The organism is Streptomyces sp. NPDC093064, from assembly GCF_044754605.1.
Classification (GTDB): domain Bacteria; phylum Actinomycetota; class Actinomycetes; order Streptomycetales; family Streptomycetaceae; genus Streptomyces.
Window position 1 is genome coordinate 263,906 of record NZ_JBIVPK010000003.1, and the last position, 18,289, is coordinate 282,194.

Consider the following 18,289-nt stretch of genomic DNA (forward strand, 5'->3'; position numbering starts at 1 on the left):
TCCCGTCCGAGTGGCGGAGCCGCCGGGACCGTGGCCTCACGACCTGAACCGCGCCCCCTCCGCCCGCCGATCCGACAACCGAAGGACACCGACCATGCGCCGCGCCTTGATCGTCGTCGATGTTCAGAACGACTTCTGCGAGGGGGGCAGCCTCGCCGTGGCCGGGGGCGCCGACGTCGCCGCCGCGATCACCGAGCTCATCGGGCAGGCTCCCGCGGGCTACCGGCACGTGGTGGCGACCCGGGACCACCACATCGCGCCCGGCGGCCATTTCGCCGACAACCCCGACTTCGTCCGTTCCTGGCCCGCGCACTGCGTCGCGGGCACGGAGGGCGTGGGCTTCCACCCGAACTTCGCCCCCGTCGTCGCCTCCGGAGCCGTCGACGCGGTCTTCGACAAGGGCGCCTACTCGGCGGCCTACAGCGGCTTCGAGGGCACCGACGAGAACGGCGAGGCGCTGGCCGACTGGCTCAGGGCCCGGCACATCGACGAGGTGGACGTGGTCGGGATCGCCACGGACCACTGCGTGCGCGCCACCGCCCTGGACGCCGTGCGGGAGGGCTTCCGCACCCAGGTGCTGCTGGACCTCACCGCCGGGGTGGCACAGGTGACCACCGAACGGGCACTGGAGGAGCTGCGGCAGGCAGGCGTGGAACTCCTGGGCAAGCCGGTCGTCGCCTAGCCGGCCCCAGGTCGCGTCCCGGGCCTGTGGGAGCCGGTCCGGGACCGGTCCGAGCCGGTCCGCGTCCGACCGCGGCTCTCCAGGTCCCGTCCGGACCCTGTCCGGGAAGGACTGTCGGGACGCCTGCCGGTGGCTGTCACGACGCCTGCCGGTGTGCGGCCGGTCTGCGCAGCAGGGCTCTGATCGGGTGCCACAGCTCCGGGGCGCCCACGGTGTCACCCGGTGACGTGCGCCATATCAGGCCGTCGGGGTGGTGCAGGACCGCGGTGACCTCGTCCGGGGTCGGCGGGGCCGCGTTGCCCCGCAGGTAGACCGCGCGCAGGCCCAGGTTGCGCAGCCGGGTCAGGGCCCGGGCGCGGTTGTGCGCGTGGACGAGGACGCGCACGCCGCCGGTGCCGTCGAGGGTGGGGCTGGGCAGGTTCAGCGCCACCACCACGGTGCCGTTCGGCAGCTTGCAGAAACCTCCTGCGGCCATGCGGTCACTCCCCCGTTCCGGTCGGTGTCAATAAGCAGGTCACAGGACGCACCTAAACACGATCGGCGACAACCCGCCAGAGGGTTGCCGCCGATGTGCGCTTGAACTGCGCAAACGCTGATTACTTCAGCGCGCTGCCGATCTCGATCTCCATCGTGGAGCCGTCCTTGGCCTCCTTGGTGATCTTGATCTTGGTGTTGGTGTCAGTGATCTTGACACCGCCGGCCGGGTTCGCCGGGTCGTAGTAGGTGTTGGCGCGGTCGTTGAAGACCGACACCCCCTTCGACGACTTGACCTTGGTCGCGACGCCCGCCTTGTGCAGCGTGATGCCGTCCGTGCCGTACAGGCTGAACGTCGAGTCGTAGGTCTGGATGCGGTTGCGCATCAGCGTGCCGTCGGACCACCGCAGCGCGTCCGGGTGCGAGTCGACCGGGAGGATCCGGCCGGTGCCCGGGTGCCTGCTGGTGTTGTTGTCGGCCTCGGAGGTGTCCCACTTCCAGATCAACAGGCCGTTCTGGTACGGGAAGTGCTCGACCCAGTCCGGACGGTCGGCGAAGCCGAAGTTGTACGGGCCGGTCTCCAGCGTGGTGTCGTACGACACGTACTGGCGGTTCTCGGCGATGTAGTACTGCTTGTAGTCCTTGGTGAAGGACGCGCCGATGCGGGAGAAGCCGTTCGCCGTCCACGCCGGGTCCGCGCTCTCGGCGTCGTCCGCGAAGACCGTCGAGCCGTCCGCGGTCAGCGTGATCTGGTCGGCCGTGAAGCCCTTCAACGCCACTCCGCCGTCGGTCTGGTAGCGGAAGCGGAGCTGGATCTTCTGGCCCGCGTAGGCGTCCAGGGAGTACGACAGCTTCTTCCAGCCGTCGACCGAGCCGTGCAGGGCCGGGTTGCCGCTGCCGTCGCGCGGGATCGGCTGACCGTTCGCCGTGCCGTCCAGGGCGGTGTAGTTGGCGCCGCCGTCGGTGGAGACCTCGGTGTAGAGGAAGTCGTAGTTGGCCTCGATGTCGTACCAGCCGTCAAGGGTGAGGGCGGCCGACTTCTTGCCGGTGAGGTCCACGGACCGGGTCAGGGTGTTCTTCAGGTTGTTGGCGCTGCCGCTCCACCACTGCATGGCACCCTGGGCCGGGGCGACGATCGTCGTGGTGACCGCCTTGTCGGGCAGGGAGACCACCACGGCCTGCCGGTGCTTGGTGTTGTACTCGGACAGGCCCAGCTTGTGCGCGGAGCTCACACCGGCCTTGGCGGTGTCGTAGTTGAGCCAGCCGAGCTGGAGCTTGTCCCAGGCGTTCATGTCGCCGGGCAGGTCGCCGATGGCTTCCTTGCCGCGGCCGAGCCAGGAACCGGAGGACATCAGCGTCCAGAAGCCGGTGGAGTTCTCGCCGCCGGCGGTGTCGTACTCGTCCGGCAGGCCGAGGTCGTGGCCGTACTCGTGGGCGTAGACGCCGAGGCCGCCGTTCTCCGGCTGGATGGTGTAGTCGCCGACCCAGATGCCGGTGTCGCCGATCTGCGCGCCGCCGAGCTTGTTGTACTCGGGGCCGGTGGCGCCGGCGTCGGTACCGAAGGCGTACCAGCGGTGCGCCCAGATCGCGTCGGTGCCCTGGGCGCCGCCGCCGGCGGACTCGTCCTCACCGGCGTGCACGATCTGGAAGTGGTCGATGTAGCCGTCGGGCTCGTTGAAGTTGCCGTTGCCGTTGTAGTCGTAGCGGTCCCACTGGTCGTACTGGGCCAGGTCCGCCTTGATCTGGGCGTCGGTCCGGCCGGCCGCCTTCTGCTGGGCGACCCAGGCGTTCACACCGTCGCTGACGATGTTCCACACGCTCGGGCAGTTGGTGGAGCCGCACGCGTTGTTGCCGTAACGGGCCTCGTTCCAGGGCACCTTGACCCAGTCGGAGACCTCGCCGTCGACCGAGTAGCGGCCCGAGGACTGGGTCTCGTAGTACTTCTTCACCGACTCGGTGTTCTTGCCGGTGCCGAAGTACAGGTCCTGGAAGTGCTGCTGGTTGTAGTCCTTCTGCCAGGCCGTGGAGTTGTCCTTCTTGCGGTCCGGCGCGGCGATCTCGTTGTGCAGCGGTCCGGGGGTGCCGCCGTACTTCGGGTCCGCCTTGTCGCCGAACTCGACCAGGATGGTGAAGATCTTGTCGGTCTTCTCCCGGCCCAGCTCGACGTACTTGGTGTCGCCCTTCTTGCCCTTGAGCTCCACGACCTTCGAGCCCTGGCGGTCCTGGACCTTGGTCTTGCCGGCGATGACCTGGCTCAGGGCCTCCTGGCGCTGGGCCTTCTGGGTCTTGCTCAGCGGGCCGTCCAGGTCGTGCGAGTGCTGCTCCACCGGCTGCGGGTCGTGCCGGGTCACGGAAGCGGAGTCGGCCGTCGTAGCGGCCTCCGCCACGGCGAACGTCGAGAACGTGGCGGTGGCCGCCGCGAGCGCGACACCGATCGCGGTCGTTCTGAACGTCCAGCGTCTACTGGTCACTTGTGGTCCTCCCCTGCCGCGTCCGTGCGCGCGGAAGGGGGGTCATGGGCCATGGAAAGGTCCGCGCACGATGAACGCGTGTAGTCAAGTGACGTCATTCGACTAGACGTTCGCAAGAAAAAACAGACCTTGACTTGAACCCGTCAAGTGCATTATGTGGAGCGGGTGTTCGGTTTACGAACACGGGCGTGCCAGGGTCGAACGGCCCCGACGGGCGCGTGCGCCCGTCCACTCCGTGGACCGCATGACTCCGTGCGCCCCCCGTGCACCGGCACCACGGGTTAGGTCGTGCTTACCAGCGGTTCCGCTCGGGCAAACAGGCGAATAGAGTCGATTGGCGGACCACCGGGAAACCGGTGCAATGCCAGGCCGACACCCGTGTCACACCTACAGATCCCTGTCCGCACCCTCCCCCGCAGCGAGAGGCACGGGGGGAGACCCCCATTTCCGAGGACCGATTGCCATGCCTCGTCCCACCGCCGCACAGCTCGCCTACGGTTCCTGCACCGTGATCTTCTCGACGCTCGCCATGCTGCTGCTGTCCAGGACGACTTCGGGCCTGGGAATCGTGGTCATCGCCCTCGCGGCCCTTGCGCTGGGGCTCCTGGTCGCCATGACGGTCCCGATGCCGAAGGCGCGCACGGCCGAGCCGGCCGGCGCCCGGCAGGCACGGGTCCAGACGCGGGTGCGGGCGCGGGCACACCGGGAGCCCGTCACGGCCGGAGTCGAGCCCGTACGGGGGCCGACGGCCTCCTGACCTCCTCCGGCTTTCGCCGGCCTCCTCGCCGCCCCGCGCCGGGGTCAACCGGTGCTGACCACCACCGTCTTGGCCGCCTTGTCGTGCAGGCCCTGCTTGTAGGGGCGGTCGAAGAAGCTCCAGCCGCCGCTGATCGCCAGCCACAGGCAGGCGCAGCAGAACCAGCAGGGCACCCAGAGCACCGCCGCGCGTGCCAACGCGGTCGGGACGGAAGGGGTGGAGCCGTCGTCGAGGTTGGCCACCCGCATGCCCAGCCACTTCTTGCCCAGGGTCTGCCCGTATTTGGAGATCATGAAGGTGTCGTAGGCCATGTAGAGCACCACGCCGACCACCGACTGCGCCACGGACTTGCCGACCTGTACGTTCTCGGCGTTGACCGCGTACTCGTTGACCCGCAGGCCCCAGGTGACCAGCGTGACGACGATGCCGACCAGGACCAGGTCGATGATCCGGGCGAGGGTGCGTTTGCCGCTGTCGGCGAGCGGGGGCATGCCGGCGAGCGGGTCACCGCCGTAGGGACCGCCGCCCTGCCCGCCTCCACCGTAGGGGCCGCCACCGCCGTAACCGCCGCCCTGCGGGCCGTAAGGCCCCCCGCCGCCGTACGGCCCGCCGCCCGGGGGCCCGCCGCCGGGGGGTGGTTGTTCTCCGGGCGGCGGAGGCTGCTCGCCGGGGGGCGGGGGCACGCCTGCTGACGGGTCGTCGGAGTACGGAGAGCCGCCGGACCGTCCACCTTCCTGGCCGCCGCCCCACGCGCCGTTGCCCTGCCCGCCGCTGCCCTGCCGGTCGTCGCCCCGCGCGTTCTCGCCCCACGGACCCTCGCCGTGGGGTGGTCGCCGTCCCCCGCGGGAAGGGGGCCGCGGTCCGGAGCCGGGGGGCGGTTCGGTGCTCATGCGCCGAGTGGATCGCGAGCCCGCCCGCCTCGCACCCGGTGCGCGGCCGTACGGATGAGACCGGCACGGATGCGACCGGCACGGACCGGGCCGACGTGGATGAGGCCGGCGCGGGTGCGGAGCCCCCCGCCGGTCTCGTCAGCCCGCCACGAACGTGTGTGCCGCCTTGTCGTGCCAGCACTGGCGCCACGGCCGGTCGAACAGGCACCACGCCATGCCCACCAGACCGATGCCGAGGAGCCCCGGGACACCCCAGACGAGCCAGCGGCGCAGGGCCGGGCCGAACGACGGGGGCTCGTGGCCCTCGATGTCCCGCACTTCCAGGCCGCACAGCTTCTTGCCCAGGGTGCGCCCCCACTTGGCGGTGGGCAGCACCTCGTAGACCACGCCGAAGAGCAGCAGGACGGCGAGGACGATGCCGAGGTACGTCCCCGTAGTGCCGTCCAGGAGCCAGACCGTCACCGTGCGACCGGAGAGCCGGGCCTCTTCGATCTTGCCGTTGACGTGGTCGATCGCCTTGGTGCCGAGCGGGATGGCGGCCACGGCGGTGACGCCCCCGAGGACGACCGAGTCGACGAGCCGGGCTGCCAGCCGCTTGCCGAGGCCGGCGGGCCGGGCCGCCGCCTGCCGCCGCGCCACCGCCTGGAACGGGTCCTCGACCGGCGGCTTCCAGGGCGCTACGGGCTGCTGCTCACCCGACCCGGCGAGCCGGTGCACCTGCTGCGCCCAGGAGGACTGCCCACCGCCGGCACCATTGGTCAGCGGCGTCGCGGCGGGCGCGCCGTGGCCCTGCGGTCCACCCGGCTGCGGGGGCGGGGCCGACGGGGAGGACATCGGAGGCGCGGCCGGGGCGGAAGCCTGTGCGGAGGCACCACCGGCCCGGGATCCGGCCTGGCCCGGCGCCTGCGCGGCTGCCGCCCGCGCGGCGGCGGCCTTTCCGGCCCCGAAACCGGGACCGCCGGCAGCGGGGGCCCCGGTCGCCCCGGCGCCGCCCGGGGAGCCGGCGCCACCGGACAGGCCCGGCCCGCCGGAGCCGGGCGCGGCCTCGGAGGCGGACGAGCCCTGGCCGGGAAGGCCCGGCACGCCGGACCCCGGAGTCCTGGGAGGCACCGCGCGGAAGGTCATCGTGCCCTCGTCGACGGGCGTGCCCGGTCCCGGAACGCCGGGGACGGCGTCGCCCGGGGTTCCGGCAGCACCGCCCGTCGTGGGGCGGCGGAAGACGAACGTGCCGTCGGAGCGGCCCCCGTCCCGGGCCTGATCCGCGTCGGCCGGCGCGGGGTCCGCCGTGTGGGCCACCCTCGGGTCGACCGGGGCCGGGCCGCCCCAGGAGACGCGGCGGTCCTGCTCGCCGCCGAAGCCGGACTGCCGGTTGCGGTCGGCGCCCCACGCCGACGCCGGTTCGGGCCGGCCGCCCTGCGGTGCCGCGGCGGGATTCGGGTCGGCGACGGGGTCCTCGTCGAAGAAGTGCGGTCCCGTCTCCTCCACCGCCGGGACCGCCGCGATGTGCACGCCGGGCGGCGGTCCGAGCGGCTCGCCGTCGGTCGGTGCCGGGCGGCTGGTGCCCGGCACCCAGGCGGCGCCGTTCCAGTACCGGACGTAGCCAGGGATGGACGGGTCCGGGTAATAGCCTTCGCGGGGCCTGCCGTCACCGGGTGCCGGGGTTGGGGCGCTCATGTCCGTCGTCCCGTATCTGCTCGGAGGTCGTCTTGAGGGCCTCCACATCTATCAGACCGGGGCAGCCGACACCGCCGGTCCGGCCGGACCCACTCCTTTCCGGGCAACCTCGTACACATACTTCACGATCGCGCGAGATCCGGATCGAAAAAGTTCGGACAACCCGCGTAATGCCCGGCGTCCACCGCCCTCTCCCTTCCCACGGGCCCACCGAGGGGCCCGTGGGAGAGAGGAGAGAACCATGCGGCACATTGTGGTGGTGGAGCGCGAACTGGAGCTGAGACTGATCCTGTCGCCCGAGTGCGGCATCCCCGTCCCGGCACGGCTCGTCTACCGCACCGACGACCCGTACGCCGTGCACATCGTCTTCCACGTCGACTCCGAGCACCCCGTGCACTGGACGTTCGCCCGGGAACTGCTCGTGGAGGGGGTGTTCCGGCCGTGCGGGGAAGGGGACGTGCGGGTGTGGCCGTCGAAGGCGTTCGGCCGCAGCGTGGTCCTGCTGGCGCTGAGCGCGCCCGCCGGCGAGGCCCTGCTGGAGGCGTCCGCCGCGCAGGTGTCGGCCTGGCTGGAGCGCACGCTGCGCCTGGTGCCGCCGGGCAGCGAGAACGAGCAGCTCGGCATCGACGACGAGCTGGCCGGGCTGCTCGCCCAGTGAGCGCGGGGGCGTCAGAACAGCTTGCCGGGGTTGAGGATGCCCAGCGGGTCGAAGGCCTGTTTGATCGCCCGCTGCATCTCGACCCCCACCGGGCCGATCTCGCGCGCCAGCCACTCCTTCTTCAGCACGCCCACGCCGTGCTCGCCGGTGATGGTGCCGCCGAGTTCGAGGCCGAGGGCCATGATCTCGTCGAAGGACTCGCGGGCGCGCCGCGACTCGTCGGGGTCCTGCGCGTCGAAGCAGACGGTCGGATGAGTGTTGCCGTCGCCCGCGTGCGCGCAGACCCCGATGGTGAGCTGGTACTTCTCGGCGATGCGTTCGATACCCTCGAGCATCTCGCCGAGCCGGGAGCGGGGCACGCACACGTCGTCGATCATCGTCGTGCCCTTGACCGCCTCCAGCGCGGTGAGCGACAGCCGCCGCGCCTGCAACAGCATCTCGGACTCGGCGGCGTCGTCGGCGGGGACCACCTGAGTGGCGCCGGCCGCCTCGCACAGCGCGCCGACCGCGGCGAGGTCGGCGGCCGGGTCCGGCGTGTCGAACGCGGCCAGCAGCAGCGCCTCGGTGGTCTCCGGCAGGCCCATGCGGGCAAGGTCGTTGACGGCCTTCACCGTCGTACGGTCCATGAGTTCGAGCAGGGAGGGCACATGTCCGCCCGCCATGATCCGGCACACGGCGTCGCAGGCGGAGGCCGCGGAATCGAACTCGGCGGCCAGCACGAGCTGTTGCGGCGGCTGCGGCCTGAGCGCCAGAACGGCCCGCACGACGATGCCGAGCGAGCCCTCGGAGCCGACGAACAGGCGCGTCAGGTCGTATCCGGCGACGCCCTTGGCGGTGCGGCGGCCGGTGGACATCAGCCGCCCGTCGGCCAGCACGACGTCCAGGCCGAGCACGTACTCGGCGGTGACCCCGTACTTCACGCAGCACAGACCGCCGGAGGCGGTGCCGATGTTGCCGCCGATGGTGCACATCTCCCAACTGGAGGGGTCCGGCGGGTAGTACAGGCCGTGCTCGTTGACCGCGCGGGAGAGCGCGGCGTTGACGACGCCCGGCTCGACGACCGCGACCCGGTCGACCGGGCTGATCTCCAGGATGCGGTCCATTTTGGTCAGGGACAGCACGATGCAGCCGTCGGATGCGTTGGCCGCTCCGGACAGGCCGGTGCGGGCGCCCTGCGGCACGACCGGGACACGTAGTTCGGTGGCGATGCGCATGACGTGCTGGACCTGTTCCACCGTGCGCGGCAGGACGACGACGGCCGGGGCGCCGGACGGGCAGAAACTGGCCATGTCGTTGGCGTAGGAGGCCGTGACATCGGGATCGATGAGGACAGCCTCGGCCGGCAGGCCCGCGAGCAGCCGATCGGTGAGGTTGCCCTGGGCTTCGTCGGGTGCGGCTTCAATGCGGCTCACGATCACAGCCTCGCACCCGGGGCCAACGGTGTGAACCCCGCCGGACCCGCCCCTCCACCTGCCGGGTGACGGTCGCCGCCCTGACGCCCCGGTCCGGTGAGCGGTGCGACGGCGGCCCGCCCGCCGCGCGGGTGTCGCGGCGGGCGGGGTGCCCGTGGGCGCGGGGCCCGTGGGCGGCAGGCGGGTTCAGAGGTTCCCGCGGCGCTCCTGCTCGCGCTCGATCGCCTCGAACAGGGCCTTGAAGTTGCCCTTGCCGAAGCCCATCGAGCCGTGCCGTTCGATGAGTTCGAAGAAGACGGTCGGGCGGTCCTGGACCGGCTTGGTGAAGATCTGCAGCAGGTAGCCGTCCTCGTCGCGGTCGGCGAGGATCTTCAGCTCGCGCAGGGTCTCCACGGGCACGCGGGTGTCGCCGACCCACTCGCCGAGGGTGTCGTAGTAGGAGTCGGGGGTGTCCAGGAACTCGACACCGGCGGCGCGCATCGTGCGTACGGTCTGCACGATGTCGTTGGTGTTGAGCGCGATGTGCTGGACGCCGGCGCCGCCGTAGAACTCCAGGTACTCGTCGATCTGGGACTTCTTCTTGGCGACGGCGGGCTCGTTGATCGGGAACTTGACCTTGAGCGTGCCGTCGGCCACGACCTTCGACATCAGCGCGCTGTACTCGGTGGCGATGTCGTCGCCCACGAACTCCTTCATGTTCGTGAAGCCCATGACCTTGTTGTAGAACTCCACCCACTCGTTCATGCGGCCGAGTTCGACGTTGCCGACGCAGTGGTCGACGGCCTGGAAGACGCGCTGGGCGGGCGGCTCGACGATGGGCTTCGCGGCCCCGTAGCCGGGCAGGTACGGGCCCTCGTAGCCGGTCCGCTCGACCAGGGTGTGGCGGGTCTGGCCGTAGGTGGCGATCGCGGCGAGGACGACGGTGCCGTGCTCGTCCTTCAGCTCGTACGGCTCGGTCACCGAGCGGGCACCGTGCTCGATGGCGTACGTGTACGCGGCGCGCGCGTCCGGCACCTCGATGGCGAGGTCGATGACGCCGTCGCCGTGCTCGGCCACGTGCCGGGCGAGGAAGGTGCCCCAGTCGGTGGCGGGCTTGACCACCGAGGTGAACACGAACCGGGCGGAGCCGCTCTCCAGGACGTAGCTCGCGGTCTCGCGGCTGCCGTTCTCCGGTCCGGAGTAGGCGACCAGCTTCATGCCGAAGGCGGTGGAGTAGTAGTGCGCCGCCTGCTTGGCGTTGCCCACGGCGAAGACGACCGCGTCCATTCCCTTGACCGGGAAGGGGTCGGCCTGCCGGGCGGTCGCGTCGGGAGTGAGGTGTGTGGTCTGCGTCATAGCGGAAGCGTCACCCGATCTCGCAAGGTGCGCAATAGTTCGCACATTCACTGGGCAATGTGCTCGGTGAAGGCGGCGAGCCTTCGGACTTTCTGTACAGGATGACCATTGGGGAGGCGGGACGCGTGGCGATCGATCATCTGGACGGCCGCATCATCGTGCTGCTGGCGCGCGAGCCGCGCATCGGCGTGCTGGAGATGTCACGGCGGCTGGGGGTGGCGCGGGGGACGGTCCAGGCGCGCCTGGACCGCCTTCAGGCGCGCGGGGTGATCCGCGGCTTCGGCCCGGAGGTGGACCCGGCGGCGCTCGGCTATCCGGTCACGGCGTTCGCGACGCTCCAGATCCGGCAGGGGCAGGGCCCGGACGTACGGGCCCATCTGGCGACGGTGCCGGAGGTGCTGGAACTGCACACCACGACCGGCACCGGCGACATGCTGTGCCGCCTGGTCGCCCGCTCCAACGCCGATCTCCAGCGCGTGATCGACCGCGTGGTGGGGTTCGAGGGCATCGACCGGGCGTCGACGGCGATCGTCATGGAGAACCCGGTGCCGCTGCGGATCATCCCGCTGGTGGAGCAGGCGGCGGCGGAGGAGTGACCGGGGCGACGGCCGGGCGAGCGACCTGGGGCCGAGTTACAAAGAACCCCTTGCAAAGGTCTCTTTGCAACGCTATCTTTGTACGCATGAACGAGCCCAGGGAATGGCCGGTCCGTCCTCTCGACGCCCGCTCGCTGCGCGGCCTCGCCCATCCGCTGCGTATGCGCCTGCTGACCACGCTGCGACACGGCGGGCCGGCCACGGCCTCCCAACTGGCCGCGAAACTCGGTGAGTCCAGTGGAGCCACCAGTTACCACCTGCGCCAGCTCGCCGCGCACGGGTTCGTCGAGGACGCGCCCGAGCACGGCAAGGGGCGGGAGCGCTGGTGGCGCGCGGCCCACGGAGGAGTGAGCTTCGACGAGACGCTGCTGAAGGACCCCGATCCCGAGGTGCGCGGTGCCGCGGACCTGTACCTGCACGAGATCGCGAACCAGCGCACCCAGGAGCTGGCGACCTGGCTCGGCACCAGGCACGACTGGTCCGAGGCCTGGCGCCGCGCCTCGGACATGAGCGACTGGACGCTGAGTCTCACGCCGGCGCTCGCCCTCGACCTCATCGAGAAGATGCACGAACTCGTGGAAAGCTACCGGGCCCTGGCCCCCGAGGACGGCACCGCGGACACCGAGCAGGTGCGCGTCCACACGCACGTCTTCCCCACCCACACGGACTGAGAGGCCGCCCCATGCACGCCGAGACCCATCTCGTACTGCACCGCACCCGCGCCGCCGAGTTCCGGGCCGAGGCCGACGCGTACCGGCTGGCCGCCCGGACCGACGGGCCCGGCGCCCTGCGCACCCGGCTGGGCTGGACCCTCGTGGACCTCGGCCTGCGTCTGGCCGCGCCGAGGACGGCTCCCGCCCTGTAGGACGGGGTGGAGGACCGGGCCTAGGTCCTGTCGTGCCAGGCGTCGCGGGGCAGGCGGGAATTTGACGACAGGGCCTAGCAGCTCGGGACCGTGTCCAGGCCCTTGTCCAGGACCAGCAGGGCGTTGACCGCGCTCTTGAGGGTGGTCACCGGGACCAGCCGCAGACCCTTGGGGAGTTCGGACTTGGCGTCGGCGCACTCGGCCTCGGGGACCAGGAAGACGGTGGCGCCGTCCCGGCGGGCGGCCTGGGTCTTGAGGGCCACGCCGCCGACCGCGCCGACCGTGCCGTCGACGTCGATGGTGCCCGTACCGGCGATGGTGCGGCCGCCCGTGAGGTCGCCGCCGTTTCCGTTGCCGTGGAGCTTGTCGACGATGCCGAGGGAGAACAGCAGGCCCGCGCTGGGGCCGCCGACGTCGGCGAGCTTCAGCGTGACCTTGACCTTCTTGTCGCTGACGCCGAGGTACTTCAGGGCGGCCTGCGTGGCCGCGTCCTGGGACTGCCGCATCTGCTCCGCGTTGTGCTGCTCGATCTCCTTGACGCTGTCGCCGCTCGGGTAGACCGCGTCGCGCGGCATCACCGCCCGGTCGGTGGCGAACCAGCCGTCGATCACGTCCCCCAGCGAGACGTTCGCGTCCGGGCCGGTGGCCTCGATGGTCGTCATACGGAGCTGACCGCTCGTGCTGCGGGTGGGCGCGCCGGAGATGGTGATGACCTGGGTGCCCTTGTTCTCCCCGAGCACGTTCGCCGTCATCCCGGGCTGAGCCACCGAGAACGGCAGCGGCGCGAACACCGCCGTGGCGATCAGAGCCGCGACGGGCACCACGCAGACGGCGAGGGCCTGGGAACGTGTGAGACGAGAGAGCACGGGATCAATCTATCCCCCGAACGACATCCGGCCACCAGACAGCCGTCCCCGGCCCCAGAGGACGGTCGCACCGCCGCCGGCCGGGACGGGGGTGAGCACGGCAGCACGGCACGAGGTGCACCCGCTGCCACCCCCACGGCACGAAGTGCGCCCGCCGCCACAGCACGACGTAGGCCGCCGCCAACCAGTACGCCCGCCGGCACAGCCCGAGGTGGGCGGCCGGACCAGACGGGGCGACCTCCCGGGACGGCACGAGGTGGGCCGGCGCCACCGCACGAAGTGCGCCCGGCGGCACAGCACGGCATAGGTCGCCACCACGGCGCGAGGTGGGCCGCTGGCACAGCACGAGGTGGTCCACCGAGACAGGACGAGACGGGCCACCGCCACAGCACGCGGGGCGCCTGCCGCCACGGCACGACGTACGCCGCCGCCAATGCACGCGGTGCCCCCCGCCGGCACAGCCCGAGGTGGGCGGCCGGACCAGACGGGGCGACCTCCCGGGACGGCACGAGGTGGGCCGGCGCCACCGCACGCGGCGCGCTCGCCGCCACCGCACGGCGTAGGCCGTCGGCGCGGGGCCGGGCAGGTCCCGCGGTAGTGGCTAGCGGAGGGCTTCCGCTACCTCGCGGGCCGCGTGTACGACGCGTGGGCCTACCCGTTCCGGTACGGAGTCCGCCAGCATGACGACCCCGACGCTGCCCTCGAGGCCCGTGATGCCGAGCAGCGGGGCCGCCGCCCCGCAGGCCCCGGCCTCCAGTTCACCGTGGGTCAGGGTGTAGCCGGGGTCCACGGCCGGCTGCCGGCGAGCCGCGAGTATCGCCTTGCCCGCGGCGCCCCGTTCCAGGGCGTGCCGGAAACCGGCCCGGTAGGCCACGTGGTAGTCGGTCCACGTCGGTTCGACCACGGCGACGGCCAGTGCCTCCGAGCCGTCCACCAGCGTCAGATGCGCGGTCGCCCCGATGTCCTCGGCCAGTGACCGCAGCGCGGGCAGCGCCGCCTCCCGTACCAGCGGATGCACCTGGCGGCCCAGCCGTAGCACTCCCAGCCCGACCCGGGCGCGGCCGCCCAGATCACGGCGAATGAGCGTGTGCTGCTCCAGGGTGGCGAGCAGCCGGTACACCACGGTCCGGTTGACGCCCAGTTTGTGCGACAGCTCGGTGACGGTCAGCCCGTGGTCCGTCTCGGCCAGCAGTTTGAGGACTCTCAGTCCCCGGTCGAGCGTCTGGGAGGTCTCCGCGGTCACGACGCCCACTCCTTAGTGGTGAGGTCGGCGGCCCCCTTCGCGTCGGGCACATCACCGGGTCCCGTCGGTGACGTGCCGCAGAGGCCACCGATCGGCCGACGGTCCGGGCCGCCCCGGACTGAAGTCGCTTCACGGCTGCGCTCCGCGGCGGCCCTGCCACGGTGCGTCGGCGTAGCGGGACATTAGCGAAGCCGGTTCGCTGAGCGGAAGCCTCCGTCCAGAATCCGGTCACCGTCCGGCACGGAGTGCGATGTTCATCCCGATACGTACTCCGGCGGTGCCGTCGGACCACGCATCAGGAACACGTGGTGGCACCCCCGTGTCACTTCATCCGCGTCGCCCACTCCTGCACCTTGGCGATGCGCTGGCGCAACTGACCCGGCGTCGCCTCGGCGCTGGGCGGGCCGCCGCACACCCGGCGCAGCTCGGTGTGGACGACCCCGTGCGGCTTGCCGCTCTGGTGGACGTACGCGCCGACCATCGTGTTGAGCTGCCGGCGCAGCTCCATCAGCTCCTTGTGGGACATCACCGGCCGCCGGTCGGCGGGCAGTTCGAGGAGATCGGCCTCGGTGTCGGGCCGCTTGCGGCTGTGCGCGATCTGCCGGGCCTGCCGCTTCTGCAGCAGCATCTGCACCTGTTCGGGTTCGAGCAGGCCCGGGATGCCGAGGTAGTCCTGCTCCTCCTCGCTGCCCGGGTGGGCCTGCATGCCGAACTCGGCGCCGTCGTAGAGGACCCGGTCGAAGACGGCGTCGGACTCCAGCGCCTCGAAGGGCAGCATGTCCTGCTCGCCGGTGTCCTCGTCCTGCTCCCGGTTCGCCTCGTCCATCTCCTTCTCGGACTCGGCGTACGGGTCCTCCTCGCCGTCCTTCTTCGGCTTGTCGAGGGCGTGGTCGCGCTCGACCTCCATCTCGTTGGCGAAGGTCAGCAGGTCCGGGACGGTCGGCAGGAACACGGAGGCGGTCTCGCCGCGCCTGCGGGACCGTACGAAACGGCCCACGGCCTGGGCGAAGAAGAGCGGGGTGGAGATGGTGGTGGCGTACACCCCGACCGCGAGCCGGGGCACGTCGACGCCCTCGGACACCATGCGGACGGCGACCATCCAGCGGTCCTCGCCGCTGCTGAAGTCGTCGATCCGGTTCGAGGCGCCGGTGTCGTCGGAGAGGACGAGTGTCGCGCTGCTGCCCGTGATCTCGCGGATCAGCTTGGCGTAGGCGCGGGCGGACTCCTGGTCGGAGGCGATGACCAGGGCGCCGGCGTCCGGGATGGCCTTGCGGACCTCGGTCAGCCGCTGGTCGGCGGCGCGCAGCACAGCCGGCATCCACTCGCCGCGTGGGTCGAGCGCGGTGCGCCAGGCCTGGCTGACGGCGTCCTTGGTCATCGGCTCGCCCAGCTTGGCCGCGATCTCGTCGCCCGCCTTCGTGCGCCAGCGCATGTTGCCGCTGTAGGAGAGGAAGATGACGGGCCGGACGACGCCGTCGGAGAGGGCGGAGCCGTAGCCGTAGGTGTAGTCGGCGGCCGAACGCCGGATGCCGGCCCCGTCCTCCTCGTACGTGACGAACGGGATGGGGTTGGTGTCGGAGCGGAACGGCGTACCGGTGAGGGCGAGCCGGCGGGTCGCGGGCTCGAAGGCCTCCAGGCACGCCTCGCCCCACGACTTGGAGTCGCCGGCGTGGTGGATCTCGTCGAGGATGACGAGGGTCTTGCGCTGCTCGACACGGTTGCGGTGCAGCATGGGGCGCACGCCGACACCGGCGTACGTCACGGCGACGCCGTGGTACGACTTGCCGAGCGGCCCCGCGCTGTACTCCGGGTCGAGCTTGATCCCTATCCGTGCGGCGGCCTCCGCCCACTGCTTCTTCAGGTGCTCGGTGGGCGCGACCACGGTCACCTGCTGGACGACGTGGTGGTGCAGCAGCCAGGAGGCCAGGGTCAGCGCGAAGGTCGTCTTTCCGGCGCCGGGGGTGGCCACCGCCAGGAAGTCGCGGGGCTGGGTCTGGACGTACTTCTCCATCGCGGCCTGCTGCCAGGCACGCAGCTTCCCGGCGGTACCCCAGGGGGCACGACCGGGGAAGGCGGGCGAGAGGTGATGCGAGTGGGACGAGCTGGCGGCGGTGGTAGTCACGGTCTCCGGTTCGCTGTGCTGGGGGGCTCGGCTACGTATGACGACCGGGCCACCCTACCGGCGGCCCGCCGGTGTCAACGCGCCGACGGCACGGCGTCACCCGGGGATGGGACTGAGGTCACATCTCTCGCTCCGCGAGCTCCCGCAGCGCCTCACCGATCACCTTGACTTCTTCGTCAGTGCCCGTCGCCACGTCGATGACCAGGCGCTCGGCGGCGTCGATGTCCGGGCGCAGCTGCACGTTGTTCAGCGCCAGGAAGATGACGCAGGACGTCCAGGCCGTGCGCTTGTTCCCATCCACGAAGGGACGGTTGCTGGCCAGCGACTGCAGGAGTGCCGCCGCCTTGTCGTACAGGTCGGCGTACGCCTCCTGCCCGAACATCGAAGCTGACGGCCGGTGCACCGCCGACTCCAGCAGGCCCGCGTCACGCACGACGAATTTCTGATCGTCCACGGCAAGTTCGGCGATGGCCAGGACGTCCTCGGCCGACAGATAGATGCACGTCACTTCAGCCGCTCCAGGAGCTCTGCCCACTTGGCGGTCTGCTCCTTGGCCGCCTTGCGGACCAGCGCCTCGTGCGCCGTCCTGGCCAGGTAGTCGTCCACGGCCCTCAGCACTATCGCGTGCATGCTGACGCCCTCCTCCTCGGCACGCAGCTTCAGAGCTTCCGCCTGGTCGTCACGGAGACGCAGGTTCATGGCCATACCAGAACAGTACCAACGAGATGGGGTCAAAGTGGTACCACTCAGGAGTGAACCCGCAGCCGCCGCGTCACCCACACCCCCGCCAGGGCCACCGCCGCCATCGGCAGGAACACCACCGCGAACGCCGCCGGGTGGGAGGCGGCGGTCGTCGCGGTCGTGTGGGCCACCGTGCCGCCGCCGAGCGCGGCGAAGGCGGCGCCGCCCGCGGCGAGCAGGACGACGTTGGAGAGGGCGTCGGAGATCTGCAGGGCCGCGGAGTTGGTGCCGGCCTCCTCCGGGGCGGACAGCCGCAGCAGCAGCACGCTGGTGGAGGCGATGACCAGGCCCATGCCGAAGCAGCCGAAGGCCCAGGCCACGGCGAGCGTCCAGACCGGGACGGCCTCGATCAGCACACTGGGCGCGGCGGCGATGGCCGCGGCCACCAGCACCATCCCGAGGGTCATCAGCCGCTCGCGGTGCTGCGCCATCCGCGGCCGCGACTGCACCCACGAGCCCAGCGCCCAGGTGACCCCGCCCGCCGCGAGGGAGAACCCGGCGAGCGTCGGGGACAGCCCCCGCTGGGTGACGAGCATCAATGGCACGAAGGACTCGGCGGCGATGAAGGAGCCCGCCGCGACCCCGCGCAGCAGCACCACGGACGGCAGCCCGCGCGCCGCCCGGTACGTGCCGCGCGGCAGCAGCCCTCGCACGGCCGGGACCAGCAGTGCGGCCCCCGCCACTGCGGGCAGCAGCGACAGCCAGCGCAGGTCCTGGGCCGCGTACTGCAGCAGCCCGGCGCCCAGGGAGATGCCTAGGGCAAGCCGGATGCGGCGCAGGTCGAAGGAGGACCGCTCAGCGTCCTCCCCGGCGCCCTCCCCCACCGGGCCGCCCGCCCGCCGCCGAATCTGCGGCAGGGCGATGGCCAGCGGGAACACCACGAGCACCGGGATGCCGACGAACACCCAGCGCCAGCCCAGGTGTTCCGTCACGGCGCCCGAGGCGAGCGGGCCGACGATCGACGGGACCACCCAGGCCGCGGCGAACGCCGCCATGATCGACGGGCGCAGCCGCTCGGGGTAGGCCCGGCCGACAACGACGTACAGGGCGACAATCACCAGGCCGCCGCCGAGTCCCTGCACGGCCCGCCCCGCGATGAACACCCACATCGTGCTCGCCGTTCCCGCCAGCAGCAGCCCGGCCACGAACGAGCCGATCCCCGCGGTCAGCGGCGCCAGGGGTCCCCGGCGGTCCGACCACTGCCCGGACAGCACCATCCCGAACAGGCTGGTGGTGAAGAACCCCGAGAACGCGAACGCGTACAGCGACACCCCGTCCAGTTCCCGCGCCGCGACGGGCATCGCCGTACCGACGGCGGTCGCCTCGAAGGCGATCAGCAGGACGACGGAGACGATCCCGATGCTCAGTGCCCGGTGGTTGCGGCTCAGCACGGTGTCGGTCGCCACGTCGTGGGGACCGGATCTGTCAGAGATGTCCGCGACCTCGGTGTCGCGCGGTTCCAGGGCGCTCATGGTCGCCAGCGTAAGGTGCGCAGCCCGCTTT

General features: G+C 71.5%; 18 protein-coding genes. 6 read left to right on the plus strand and 12 right to left on the minus strand.

Annotated features, from left to right (window positions below; translation table 11 throughout):
- Positions 1-94 precede the first annotated feature (94 nt).
- On the plus strand, positions 95-682 hold the full coding sequence (locus ACIQFZ_RS05980; RefSeq protein ID WP_402690710.1) for an isochorismatase family protein: 588 nt from the start codon (positions 95-97) through the stop codon (positions 680-682).
- Between the two features lie 136 nt (positions 683-818).
- Here the strand turns inward: ACIQFZ_RS05980 and ACIQFZ_RS05985 are convergent, their stop codons facing one another.
- Both ACIQFZ_RS05985 and ACIQFZ_RS05990 read right to left on the minus strand, forming a co-directional pair.
- The gene (locus ACIQFZ_RS05985; protein WP_365427236.1) at positions 819-1,157 is read right to left on the minus strand and encodes a hypothetical protein; all 339 of its coding nucleotides are present in this window, start codon (positions 1,155-1,157) and stop codon (positions 819-821) included.
- A gap of 121 nt (positions 1,158-1,278) precedes the next feature.
- Entirely contained in the window at positions 1,279-3,627 is a 2,349-nt protein-coding gene (locus ACIQFZ_RS05990; protein ID WP_402690711.1) for an immune inhibitor A domain-containing protein, read from the minus strand.
- Between the two features lie 463 nt (positions 3,628-4,090).
- Between ACIQFZ_RS05990 and ACIQFZ_RS05995 the strand changes: the two genes are divergently transcribed.
- Entirely contained in the window at positions 4,091-4,384 is a 294-nt protein-coding gene (locus ACIQFZ_RS05995; protein ID WP_365427230.1) for a hypothetical protein, read from the plus strand.
- 44 nt (positions 4,385-4,428) lie between these two features.
- Here the strand turns inward: ACIQFZ_RS05995 and ACIQFZ_RS06000 are convergent, their stop codons facing one another.
- Positions 4,429-5,274, minus strand: coding sequence for an RDD family protein (locus ACIQFZ_RS06000; RefSeq protein WP_383057906.1), 846 nt, complete (start codon positions 5,272-5,274; stop codon positions 4,429-4,431).
- 138 nt (positions 5,275-5,412) lie between these two features.
- Positions 5,413-6,948 (minus strand): RDD family protein, encoded by a 1,536-nt coding sequence (locus ACIQFZ_RS06005; protein ID WP_402690712.1) that lies wholly within the window; start codon positions 6,946-6,948, stop codon positions 5,413-5,415.
- Between the two features lie 241 nt (positions 6,949-7,189).
- On the opposite strand from ACIQFZ_RS06005, the gene ACIQFZ_RS06010 reads away from it, so the two are divergent.
- On the plus strand, positions 7,190-7,606 hold the full coding sequence (locus ACIQFZ_RS06010; protein ID WP_402690713.1) for an SsgA family sporulation/cell division regulator: 417 nt from the start codon (positions 7,190-7,192) through the stop codon (positions 7,604-7,606).
- 11 nt (positions 7,607-7,617) lie between these two features.
- On the opposite strand, the gene ACIQFZ_RS06015 is transcribed toward ACIQFZ_RS06010, so the two are convergent.
- Together ACIQFZ_RS06015 and hppD are read right to left on the minus strand one after the other, a co-directional pair.
- Positions 7,618-9,024 (minus strand): FAD-binding oxidoreductase, encoded by a 1,407-nt coding sequence (locus ACIQFZ_RS06015; RefSeq protein ID WP_402690714.1) that lies wholly within the window; start codon positions 9,022-9,024, stop codon positions 7,618-7,620.
- A gap of 180 nt (positions 9,025-9,204) precedes the next feature.
- A complete protein-coding gene (gene hppD / locus ACIQFZ_RS06020) occupies positions 9,205-10,353 on the minus strand; it encodes a 4-hydroxyphenylpyruvate dioxygenase (protein ID WP_365773701.1) in 1,149 nt (382 codons plus the stop codon).
- 125 nt (positions 10,354-10,478) lie between these two features.
- Between hppD and ACIQFZ_RS06025 the strand changes: the two genes are divergently transcribed.
- The 3 genes from ACIQFZ_RS06025 (at position 10,479) to ACIQFZ_RS06035 (ending at position 11,814) form a co-directional block, all read left to right on the plus strand.
- A complete protein-coding gene (locus tag ACIQFZ_RS06025; protein ID WP_402690715.1) occupies positions 10,479-10,949 on the plus strand; it encodes an Lrp/AsnC family transcriptional regulator in 471 nt (156 codons plus the stop codon).
- An 86-nt stretch (positions 10,950-11,035) separates the two neighbouring features.
- Entirely contained in the window at positions 11,036-11,620 is a 585-nt protein-coding gene (locus tag ACIQFZ_RS06030; protein ID WP_383057900.1) for an ArsR/SmtB family transcription factor, read from the plus strand.
- Positions 11,621-11,631: 11 nt separating this feature from the next.
- Positions 11,632-11,814, plus strand: a complete 183-nt coding sequence (locus tag ACIQFZ_RS06035; protein ID WP_383057898.1) for a hypothetical protein — start codon at positions 11,632-11,634, stop codon at positions 11,812-11,814.
- 74 nt (positions 11,815-11,888) lie between these two features.
- Here ACIQFZ_RS06035 and ACIQFZ_RS06040 read toward each other — a convergent pair whose 3' ends face one another.
- From ACIQFZ_RS06040 to ACIQFZ_RS06065, 6 genes are all read right to left on the minus strand, one after another.
- Entirely contained in the window at positions 11,889-12,680 is a 792-nt protein-coding gene (locus ACIQFZ_RS06040; RefSeq protein WP_402690716.1) for a S16 family serine protease, read from the minus strand.
- Positions 12,681-13,281: 601 nt separating this feature from the next.
- Complete coding sequence (locus ACIQFZ_RS06045; RefSeq protein WP_365430088.1) at positions 13,282-13,923, minus strand: helix-turn-helix domain-containing protein; 642 nt, start codon at positions 13,921-13,923, stop codon at positions 13,282-13,284.
- Positions 13,924-14,245: 322 nt separating this feature from the next.
- Positions 14,246-16,045 carry a DEAD/DEAH box helicase gene (locus ACIQFZ_RS06050; protein ID WP_402690717.1) on the minus strand — a complete coding sequence of 600 codons (1,800 nt, stop codon included), beginning with the start codon at positions 16,043-16,045 and terminating at the stop codon, positions 14,246-14,248.
- A 118-nt stretch (positions 16,046-16,163) separates the two neighbouring features.
- A complete protein-coding gene (locus tag ACIQFZ_RS06055) occupies positions 16,164-16,553 on the minus strand; it encodes a type II toxin-antitoxin system death-on-curing family toxin (RefSeq protein WP_365430084.1) in 390 nt (129 codons plus the stop codon).
- Entirely contained in the window at positions 16,550-16,750 is a 201-nt protein-coding gene (locus ACIQFZ_RS06060) for a ribbon-helix-helix protein, CopG family (protein WP_365430082.1), read from the minus strand. The genes ACIQFZ_RS06055 and ACIQFZ_RS06060 overlap by 4 nt, the downstream gene beginning before the upstream one ends.
- Before the next feature lie 41 nt (positions 16,751-16,791).
- On the minus strand, positions 16,792-18,258 hold the full coding sequence (locus ACIQFZ_RS06065) for an MFS transporter (RefSeq protein ID WP_365430080.1): 1,467 nt from the start codon (positions 18,256-18,258) through the stop codon (positions 16,792-16,794).
- Between the last annotated feature and the right edge of the window lie 31 nt (positions 18,259-18,289).